The following is a 9,134-nucleotide window of genomic DNA, read 5'->3' as shown; positions in this document are numbered from 1 at the left end:
GCTACCTGCGCAGATTTATCGCCTCCTGCGGGCGCTGGTGCGGTCCAGCTGGCCTGGGGCGGCGCCTGGGAAATGGCGGGCTCGGCGGTTATACGTTTGGGATGGGAAATGTTTTGCGCCGGCGGGGTTGGGGAGTGATTTTTCCTGGCGGGTGCGGGAATTCGGGCGGGGGCAAATGCTGAAAGCGGGCTGCGGGCCTGCTTTTTTTTATTTCCGGCCACGGGATGAGAGGGGGTTCGGGCATGGCATTGAATGGTTGAATGGCCGGAATGCTTCAACCAGGGCGACTGGATGAATGGATCGGGGTTGGAACAGCGTTTAAATGTGAATGTATTGGGTTTGAAATGGACCATTCAATCTCAATGCAGTGCGGTTGAATCAACGCTGGTCGCTTTCCGATGATTTGAATCGCTGCTGGCGACTTTGAATGAGGTCTTGCGATGGTTCCACCTGGTTGATGGTGTATGGTGGAGGTCGTGCAACGCTTGAAAATGACGGGATAGGGACGGTGGTGAATAGCGGCAGCGGTCCGGGCTTATGTTTGCGTGTCGTCAAAATGCCATGAAGCGGTTTGTGCCGAATAACTTTTACTGGTACGGATGGGAAAGGTGATGGTATTATTCTTTCACGGTGTTTGATTTGCTCCAGTTCCCGCCGAAGCCCTGGCAAGAAATGCAAAGCAAAACGAAAACCGCAGCGCTTCCCGCCCAGGTCAGTTGAGCAGCAAATCAGACGGACCGGTGGCAATTCAAATGGCGGCGCGCTCTTCGGTAAAAGCGGCAAGGTGGCAGTCAGGCGGCGAAAGCGGGTGGCAGATAACCCGGCGAGTAGCGGCAATAATCCACCAGGCGGTGATAACCGGAAGAGCAAAATGCCAGCCGGAAGTCTTTAAAAGGCAAAGCAAACAGTGTGCCGGAATCAATAACCGAAACGCTGGGAAGAATTAAAGTGAAGTCGCTGGCAACATGGAATCGATCCGGAAGAATCGGAATAATTATCCGGAAGGATTAGAGTGGTTGACAATGTTGGCAGTTTTGAATCCCGCTCCTGCCTCACGATGAGAATATCGCCGCTGTCCACGCGGACGACTCATTGCCTGTCCATTCCAATCAAATCAAATATTTAGGCTGAGACATTTGTCGTCTCATTTGGCGTTGGCGCGCTGGCCGACGTTCGCTGCTGTCCTGGCGCGGATGTTTGCGCTGCATGACGGTTGTCATTTTCGCGTTGTTGTTTTTGTATTGTTATCAATCAGTTACGTCATCAGGCTTGGCGGGCGGGGCTGTGGAAAGTTGTCCACCGCTTTGGTTGGAAAGTGGGATGGAGGGCGGTTTTGCTGCGAAGTTTTCGCATGTTTTGGGAATTTCTGTCTTCTTCTGGCTTTACCGTGCCGATTGCAGGCATTTTGGTGGGTTTTGCACCTCAAATGAAGTCGAAACGGTGCTGTTTCCACTCGCTGCCGTCGATCAGGCCGTCCCGGTAGAGGCGGTCGTAGCGGTAAAAGAAGGGGATGAAGGTGCCGGGGACGTCGCGTCTGGTGTAAATGACCACGGCGCACAGCGCCACGATGCCGGCCGTGATGGCCAGCTCCGCCATGCTGCCGGTTTTCACCCGGCCGCCGAACAGGGTGACGCGGCGGTCGGACCACCAGCCGACCGGGGCGCCGCTGACCGTCAGGGCGTCGCAGAACCAGTGGATGACGTTGCCCAGGGCGAACCACAGCAGCCAGCCTTGCCAGTCCCACAACAGGGCCGCGAAGCCGGCCAGCAGCAGCCAGGTGCTGAGGTAGTGGGTGGCGCCGCGGTGGCGCACCTTGCGGCCGGTGACGGCGCGCAGGATCCACTCCGACCAGTCGGGGAAGGTGGAGCCGAGCACCGCAGCCGGCACGGCGCCGGGATTGGCGGCGGCGCACAGGCTGGCGGCGATCGCGATGTGGCTGATCCAGCGCATGTCATTGATTTCCCGTGTGAAAAGTGTCGAGGTAGGCGTCGATGCGGGCCATGTTGGTCTCGTCGCACATGCCGAGCAGGTGCAATCTCGCCTTGATTTCATCGCCGTGCAGGGCCTGGATCCGGGTTTCCAGAGCGGCGACCTGCTCTAGGTAGCGCACCTGCTCCCCGGTTTCCGCCACGCCGACCCGCACTCGCTCCTGGGCGCGCTTCTCCAGCGCCTGCAGCAGGCTCAACTGGCGGGTTTGCATCACGCGCTCGGCGTAGGCGCTGACCAGGCTGCCGACCGCCTCTGCAATCTTGCCCCGGCGCTCGGCTTCGCGGTTCCTCTCCTTGTCGAGCTCGGAGGCGGACATCAGGGGAATCCGGGCCACCAGGGCGATATAGCGGTCGTCGCGGGTGGTAATCGTGCCGGAATTCGGGTCCAGGGCGCTGTTTTGGGCGTTTTTCTTGTTTGCCAGGCGGCCTTCCACGTGCAATTCGCCCCGAAACCACGATTTTTCGGGCCAACAAGCCACCGTCAGGTCGAATAAGCGGCGGTAATCGGGGATTGTCGGGCGTTTTAACGGGTCTGGCGGCGGTTGAATCGTGCGTTCGGCGCCATCGAACAGGGGCACCGTCAGCGGCGGCTTGTCGAGGTCGGTGCCGGCGCCGGGCGCGCCGGCCAGCAGGATCAATAACGCCAGCATGAGGCTACGTCTGGCGCGCGGCACGGCTGCCCCGGCCGAGGAACTTCATGCCGCCCAGGATCGCGGCCAGCTGCCAGGCGCCGGCGCCCAGGGCCGCCAGGATCAGCAGCCACAGGAACACGGCGGTGGCGTCGTAGGCGGCGTCGGATTTCAAGGCCTCGACGACGGGCTCGCGCCGCAGCAGCGCCAGGCGCAGGTTGATCGGGATGCGGCTTTCCTGGCTCGCGCCGGTGACGATGCGGCCGGCCACCAGGGCCAGGCGCTGCGCGATGTCGAGCTTGCGGCCGGCCAGCTGGTGGGCGTCGTCCAGCAGCAGCACGGCGTGATGGTGTTCGACCCAGCGGATCAGCCAGTCGCTTTTCTCCCAGGCCTTGGCCTTGCTCCAGGGCTGCTTGCTGGTGGCTTCCATATGGGCCTGGATGCGGGGATCGGACGACCAGGCGCCGATCGGGTCGACCGCGCGCAGCAGCAAGGCGGGCTGATTGCGCCAGATCTGCGGGGCGTGGCGGTGCAGGCGCTGCAGCCAGCGGGTTTTGCCGGCGGCGTTGGCGCCCAGGATCAGCCAGTCGCGCCGGGTGGGCAGCCAGTGCTCGTCCAGCACGGCGCCGTATTTGCGGGTCTTGGTGCGCACGATGGGGACGCAGGCGCGCAACTGGTCGAAGCGGCGGCCGCTGCGCAGGATCAGCATTTTCATGGGCAACTCCCCGGGGCCGGCGGGCCCTGCGGGGATTGTCCGGCCGGCGGCGGGATCCGATGTTGAGAAAAATGAAATTTCGCGGCAGGCGGCTGAGGGTGTTACGAGCCGAGCCGTGACGGCGATCATCCGGGCTCGGCGGGCGTCCGGGTTTTAGGGACGGTTTTGTTCAGTTAGCGGACTCTGCAAAAGACCATCAAAAGACTATCTTTTGAATATTCAAATAGCAGTCAAATTGGTGGAATCCTGTATAGTCGTTCAACCTTATCCAGGAGGCATGCATGGGCGGAAAAATCATCACGGTGGGCTCGACCAAGGGCGGTGTTGGCAAGACCACATTGGCGCTGAACATTGCGATTGCGCGGGCCATGGCCGGGCGCGACGTGTGGCTGGTGGACGCGGACCGCCAGGCGACGGCGTCGACCGCGCTGGCCATCCGCGGCGAGGCGGACCGGCTGCCGGCGATCGCCACCGCGCACTATGCGGACGGCGGCCAGCTGCGCACGCAGGTGCTGCACCAGCGCAATAAGTTCGAGGACATCGTCATCGATGCCGGCGGGCGCGACAGCACGGCGCTGCGGGCCGCCCTGGTGCTGTCGGACCTGGTGGTGGTGCCGTTCCAGCCGCGCTCCATCGATGTGTGGGCGGTGGCGGACATTGCCGCCCTGATCGAGGAGGCGCGCGCCATGCGGGACGGGCTGCAGGCCTATGCGGTGCTGAACATGGCCGATACCGCCGGTACCGACAACGAGGATGCGGCGGCGGCCGTGGCGGACTATCCGGCGCTGCAATACCTCGATACGCCGATCCGGCGCCGCAAGAGCATTGCCAATGCGGCGGGGAACGGGATGTCGGTGCTGGAGCTGACACCGCGCGACGACAAGGCGATTGCCGAGTTGAACGCGTTGCTGCAATCGCTATTTTGAATATTCAATGAATATTCTTAGAATCTCTGATTGATATTCAATTTCTCGCGGGAGCCCGATATGGCGATTACCAAGAAACCGCTCGTTCACGAGATGGAAAGCGCGCTGCAGAAGTTCATCCAGGCGGCGCCGGACGCGCCCAGGATGGCCAAGCCGGCGCGGCAGCCCAAGGCTGCGGAGGAGGACGGCGTGCAGATTACGCTGCGGCTGAGCAAGGAGCAGCTCGAGCGGCTGACCAAGATGGCCAAGCGGCAGGGGATTGCGCGGGCCAGCTACATCAAGCGGGCCGTGTTCCTGCAGCTGGAGGGGGATGAGGCGAAGTGATCATTCGTGCTTCAGTTGCTCGAAAATATCCATGGTCTTGGTATCAACCTGGGCACGTTTCGGGCGGGAGACCTTCTGGTATTCCTTAACGAAGGCGAGGCGGTCCCCGTTGAAGACGTAATCCGGGTTGAGCCAGAACCAGCCTTGTGTCGGAGTTGCTGCAACAAATCCCTTCTGGATCAATTCGGCCAGGCCGCGTTTGTAGGTGCTATGGCTCATCGGCGTAATCGCCTGATCCAGATCGGAAAAGGACATGAAGATCCGGTCTTTACCGATGTTCTCTTGAATGCGCAGGTACAGCACTTCGAACACCTTGGTACCTGAACCAGTCAGTTCCTTGAGGGCTTTGACGCCATTCACGAAGAGTTTCACGAACTTGGCAGCGTCCACCTGTTCCGCCTCCCAAAAACCGGCCACCGGCGCCTGCACTTCGCCGGTATCGCTACTGACCAGCATCATGTTGCCGCGTTTATTGGCCACGCGCCTAGTGCGCGGTTTTACTCCGAGCATGAAAGGATTGGTCTCATAGAGGACGATGCCGCGCCTGGTATTAGGCTGCGGCTCATTTTCTTGGGTCATTTTGCACCTACATTTTGAGAATTAAACGCTCACATCATGATACTTAATGGGTCAAAATAAGTAAAACATTTGAGCCATTAAGGTGCGAAACCTGAGCCATTAAGGCGCAAGTTCCGAACTACTGAGTGAGGATTCATGCGGGTCTCAGGACCATCCCTTCTTACATCTTTCCTACGGCCGCATCTACGCATTTTGACGGTATGGGTTTACCCCTAATGTGCACGCGACTGCGCACACGTGTGCGCAGATCATCCGGCCGCTTGTGTTCAACATTTCTCAATACTTTATTTGAACGTTATGTGTTCAAATAAAGTCAAATACTGAACACTTAAGGGAATCGGACATGGCTCTGTTCGCCTATTTGCGCGTGTCGACCGACATGCAGGACGTGAACACGCAGAAGCTCGGGGTGCTGGAGTACTGCGCGGCCCGCAAGCTGGGCGTGCCGGAGGTGGTGGAGGACACCGTCAGCAGCAAGGTCGACTGGCGGCAGCGGGAAATCGGCGTGCTGCTGGGCAGCTGCGTCGCCGGCGACGTGATCGTGGTCAGCGAGGTGTCGCGCCTGGCGCGTTCCACCCTGCAGGTGCTGGAGATCATGCAGGCGGCCGCCAACGCCCAGGTGGCGATCCACGTGGTCAAGAGCGCCATGATCATGGATGGGTCGCTGCAGTCGAAGATCTACGCCACCATCTTTGGCCTGGCGGCGGAGATCGAGCGCGATTTCATCGTGCAGCGGACCAAGGAGGGCTTGGCCAGGGTGCGGGCCGAGGGGACGGTGCTGGGGCGGCCGCCTGGCGAGGCCAAGACCCTGGCGCTCGATGCGCATGCCAGGAAGATCGACCACTACCTCGAGCTCAACCTCAACAAGCGGGCCATGGCCAAGTTGCTCGATGTGTCGCCCAATACGCTGTACCAGTGGCTCAGGCGGCGCCGGCCGGAGGTGCTGGGGGAGTGATGGCTTCATCACGACAAATTTCCGGTCGCACCGAGTTCGACCCTAAAAATGTCATAGTTAAGGTCGAAACCCGCATGGATACGAGCTTTGCGGCTTATTCGACCTCATTCAGCGCGGCATCGATGCGCTGCTGGCCATTGGCTTCCAGCTTGTCGCGGTAGGCTTGGTCTTCTGCAATCATCGGCCTGAGCGACTCGCCGGGCTCTTCCTCGAGAACTTCCACAGGCTTGAACATGAAATCGAGCCCAACCACTTTGCGGCCCGCGTTAAGCGTCTTCCAGGTGATCGGCATGTTGTTTTTCTCGACCAGCTCCTGGACGGCCGGCTCGATGACGCGGGTCCGGATCAACTTGAAATTCTTCCGATAGGACTCCGGCACTTCCATCGACTTGCAGAAGTCGTCGAGCGATGGCTGATAACAGCCCGTTCCCTTCCACGATTGCAAGAGTTCGAATAACCGCCACGAGTACATCGAGCGCAGCGCCGTTGCCTGCGTGAGCTTGTACTGCGTGAACTCCCCTGCCAGGTTGAACAGGTGCGGCACAATCTCATGCCACCAAGACAGTTCAATCCAGCCTTCGCCCTTGTGGTAGCGCACCGCGCCCACCCACACGCAGTGGTAGATTTCCGGCCCGTTTTTCGTGTCCCGAACGGCAGTAATGTAGCGTTTGAACAGGTTTTTGGCGGCAGCCTGGAGCTGGTCATAGGCCGTGTCCAGGTCGACGTCGAACGTTTCCGCATAATCGGCGGCAGAAAGGCGCACCAGCCAGGCGCCACGCTCTCTGACGGCTTCCATGCTGGGGAGTTGGTCGGTCTTGGCAATGCAGGCCGCGATAATGCGTTTCTCCGACAACGAGAGCCCATGCGCGCTTCTGGCCAGCGAATTGCTCATGTTGACTTGCATATCACACAACATCCGGTCTTTGTCGAGCCTGATCATGTGCTGGGCTTTGGCCTGCATTGGTCACCTATTGGGACATACTTTCCGGTTGGTCGGACGCGAAAAATCAGCCCCTATTGGGACATAGTTTCCGGTTATTGGTACATCGTTTTTCGGGTGTACCATTATGCTATTGGTACATCGTTTGTCAAGTGTCCCAAAGATACGTTAACCGGAAAAAGTGTCCCAATACAACCGGAAAAAGTGTCCCAATACACCGGAAAAAGTGTCCCAATCTCTATATAGATAAAACAGTAAAAACAGTAAACCTAAAAACACTCATGGGCTTTCGCCCGATTCGTACTGCTCCAGGCCCCCTGAAGGGGGCATAGAAAGACCCCCGCCCCTGCCGGGGCCGCGGGCCGCTGCGCATCGCTTACGCGACGCTCATCGTGACACTTTTTCAACTTCCCACCAGAAATTTCCTCCTTTCGAAATTTTTGGTGTTGCGATTGCGCAAAGTTTCCGCCGCGGAACGGTCGCGCAGACCTTCGGCGGGCTACGGGGTGCCCCTGCGGGGCAGTCCTGCCGGACCGGCCCCTACCGCCTCACCCGGCTTGAGCCGGGCTCCGGGCCCTGCGCGCCGTGGCGCCGGCCGAAACCCCGCGCCCTCTCGGGACGCGGCGGCCGCCTGGGCCGCTGGCCTGCACATACCGATGCCTGTCTTGCAATATCTGCCTGAGCCATGGGCGATGCGTTACCAATGTTTTTAAAGGGTTTTTGTATTTCCGATTTTCCGAAATAACCGGCCGGATCGACCCCGCTTTAGCGGGGCTTGATTTGCGAAGCAAATTCGACCGGAGACAAGCGCCGGCGGGCGCGCGTCAGAATATTTAGTTGACTTGGTTATTTGAGTTAACAGGCGCGATCGCATTTGCTTTGATTGTTTTTGCGCGTGAATATTTTTATGATCGATGATTTGTTTTTGCGATCGGTATTTTTATATGCGCATGGTATGGAATTCTCTACTTCGCGTAAGTAATTGGCTGATTTATTTGCGTGTTGCCGATGCTATATATCGGATGATTTGAAAATTGCGACGCTGGAAAAATATGGTATATTATGATTTTTAATGTGGTTGGCTTGTTTAATTAAATCAATGAATAAGAAAAATAGGATTCTTTAATGCTTGTTGGTTATGACTAATTGAAATAGGATATTGTTTTGTGAGAATTTGTATTTCGATTGAATATGAATAGAGAGAAATCGGTAATTGGTCCTATTATTGAGCGGGATTGAATACGTTTAAAGCCGAAGCATCGAATGATTGTGGCTTTTGATTATCAGGATTATTTTTGCCACCAATTGTTTGATGATTTGATCTGTTCAAAAAGCCAGAAAAATTGAAGTGACGCGTCACGGTTTATTATTTCCGGCTGTCGATGAAATGATGGGCGCGTGGTTTGAAATGGAAAGCGGCCATGGTGGGTTTGATTGGCTGGCGATTCCATGGAGGACGCACGGGTTTATGGTTTTGTTTTCCGTTATGAATACGGGAAATGGGATTTACCCTGTTGTCTATGCTGGCTGGTTTGGCTGCATAGGGCGCACCGCAGGGGCGTAGCGAGCCTTCCTGGGGCTCGCCAGGGGCCTCGGCGGGGTTCAGGGCGGGCGCGGATTTAGGAGCCGGGTCGGGCCGGATAATGCCGCGGCGGGAAAAACGGCGAAAAGGGTTAATCCGGGGCCAATTGGCTTTATGGCCATTAAAACGGGCTCCGAGCGGGTAAAAGGCGGGGTTTTATGCCGACGATTGGCATATACGTGCCAAGTATTGGCATAAAGTCGGGTTGGAAGACCGGTTTTGAATTCCCGGGGCGGTTCCGGGAGGTCCGGGCCGGGGGCGGCCGATTAGGCGTTTTTTCGAATCCGGGGTAAGGGGTTGGTGGCATCCAGGGTTTGGAGGGCTCCAAAGGGCTTTAAAACGGTTTTTGGACGGGTTGATTGGGGTTGGGCTACCTGCGCAGATTTATCGCCTCCTGCGGGCGCTGGTGCGGTCCAGCTGGCCTGGGGCGGCGCCTGGGAAATGGCGGGCTCGGCGGTTATACGTTTGGGATGGGAAATGTTTTGCGCCGGCGGGG

Annotated in this window: 9 protein-coding genes and 1 pseudogene; 3 read left to right on the top strand and 7 right to left on the bottom strand. The window is 58.3% G+C overall.

The window, feature by feature from the left end:
• The 4 genes and pseudogenes from GJ700_RS35820 to GJ700_RS34455 form a co-directional block, all read right to left on the bottom strand.
• Positions 1 to 353, bottom strand: a pseudogene (locus GJ700_RS35820) (hypothetical protein); the annotation flags it as partial.
• A 1,069-nt stretch (positions 354 to 1,422) separates the two neighbouring features.
• Positions 1,423 to 1,950 (bottom strand): metal-dependent hydrolase, encoded by a 528-nt coding sequence (locus GJ700_RS34465; protein ID WP_195764112.1) that lies wholly within the window; start codon positions 1,948 to 1,950, stop codon positions 1,423 to 1,425.
• A gap of 1 nt (position 1,951) precedes the next feature.
• A complete protein-coding gene (locus tag GJ700_RS34460; RefSeq protein ID WP_154382706.1) occupies positions 1,952 to 2,638 on the bottom strand; it encodes a hypothetical protein in 687 nt (228 codons plus the stop codon).
• Positions 2,639 to 2,642: 4 nt separating this feature from the next.
• Entirely contained in the window at positions 2,643 to 3,332 is a 690-nt protein-coding gene (locus GJ700_RS34455; RefSeq protein WP_154382704.1) for a hypothetical protein, read from the bottom strand.
• A 281-nt stretch (positions 3,333 to 3,613) separates the two neighbouring features.
• Here GJ700_RS34455 and GJ700_RS34450 point away from each other — a divergent pair, with 281 nt between their 5' ends.
• Together GJ700_RS34450 and GJ700_RS34445 are read left to right on the top strand one after the other, a co-directional pair.
• Positions 3,614 to 4,258 (top strand): nucleotide-binding protein, encoded by a 645-nt coding sequence (locus GJ700_RS34450; protein WP_154382702.1) that lies wholly within the window; start codon positions 3,614 to 3,616, stop codon positions 4,256 to 4,258.
• Positions 4,259 to 4,318: 60 nt separating this feature from the next.
• Positions 4,319 to 4,582: a ribbon-helix-helix domain-containing protein gene (locus GJ700_RS34445; protein ID WP_154382700.1), complete on the top strand. Its 264-nt coding sequence runs from the start codon at positions 4,319 to 4,321 to the stop codon at positions 4,580 to 4,582.
• Here the strand turns inward: GJ700_RS34445 and GJ700_RS34440 are convergent, their stop codons facing one another.
• Entirely contained in the window at positions 4,583 to 5,161 is a 579-nt protein-coding gene (locus GJ700_RS34440) for a replication protein (protein WP_154382698.1), read from the bottom strand.
• Positions 5,162 to 5,504: 343 nt separating this feature from the next.
• Between GJ700_RS34440 and GJ700_RS34435 the strand changes: the two genes are divergently transcribed.
• Positions 5,505 to 6,116, top strand: coding sequence for a recombinase family protein (locus GJ700_RS34435; protein ID WP_154382696.1), 612 nt, complete (start codon positions 5,505 to 5,507; stop codon positions 6,114 to 6,116).
• Positions 6,117 to 6,210: 94 nt separating this feature from the next.
• On the opposite strand, the gene GJ700_RS34430 is transcribed toward GJ700_RS34435, so the two are convergent.
• On the bottom strand, positions 6,211 to 7,077 hold the full coding sequence (locus tag GJ700_RS34430; protein ID WP_154382694.1) for a replication initiation protein: 867 nt from the start codon (positions 7,075 to 7,077) through the stop codon (positions 6,211 to 6,213).
• A 1,827-nt stretch (positions 7,078 to 8,904) separates the two neighbouring features.
• The coding region (locus GJ700_RS35815; RefSeq protein WP_229507413.1) for a hypothetical protein at positions 8,905 to 9,134 on the bottom strand (230 nt) is incomplete at its 5' end.

The sequence above is a fragment of the Pseudoduganella rivuli genome, assembly GCF_009674485.1.
GTDB lineage: Bacteria > Pseudomonadota > Gammaproteobacteria > Burkholderiales > Burkholderiaceae_D > Rugamonas > Rugamonas rivuli_B.
Note: the sequence above shows the minus strand (reverse complement) of the source record. Positions and strands in the feature narration are given on the sequence as shown.

What these genes read in the sequence shown, in the direction of transcription:
- GJ700_RS34430 (WP_154382694.1), bottom strand. Translation starts at nt 7,077, where the DNA reads ATGCAGGCCAAAGCCCAGCACATGATCAGGCTCGACAAAGACCGGATG.
- GJ700_RS34435 (WP_154382696.1), top strand. Translation starts at nt 5,505, where the DNA reads ATGGCTCTGTTCGCCTATTTGCGCGTGTCGACCGACATGCAGGACGTG.
- GJ700_RS34460 (WP_154382706.1), bottom strand. Translation starts at nt 2,638, where the DNA reads ATGCTGGCGTTATTGATCCTGCTGGCCGGCGCGCCCGGCGCCGGCACC.
- GJ700_RS34445 (WP_154382700.1), top strand. Translation starts at nt 4,319, where the DNA reads ATGGCGATTACCAAGAAACCGCTCGTTCACGAGATGGAAAGCGCGCTG.
- GJ700_RS34450 (WP_154382702.1), top strand. Translation starts at nt 3,614, where the DNA reads ATGGGCGGAAAAATCATCACGGTGGGCTCGACCAAGGGCGGTGTTGGC.
- GJ700_RS34440 (WP_154382698.1), bottom strand. Translation starts at nt 5,161, where the DNA reads ATGACCCAAGAAAATGAGCCGCAGCCTAATACCAGGCGCGGCATCGTC.
- GJ700_RS34455 (WP_154382704.1), bottom strand. Translation starts at nt 3,332, where the DNA reads ATGAAAATGCTGATCCTGCGCAGCGGCCGCCGCTTCGACCAGTTGCGC.
- GJ700_RS34465 (WP_195764112.1), bottom strand. Translation starts at nt 1,950, where the DNA reads ATGCGCTGGATCAGCCACATCGCGATCGCCGCCAGCCTGTGCGCCGCC.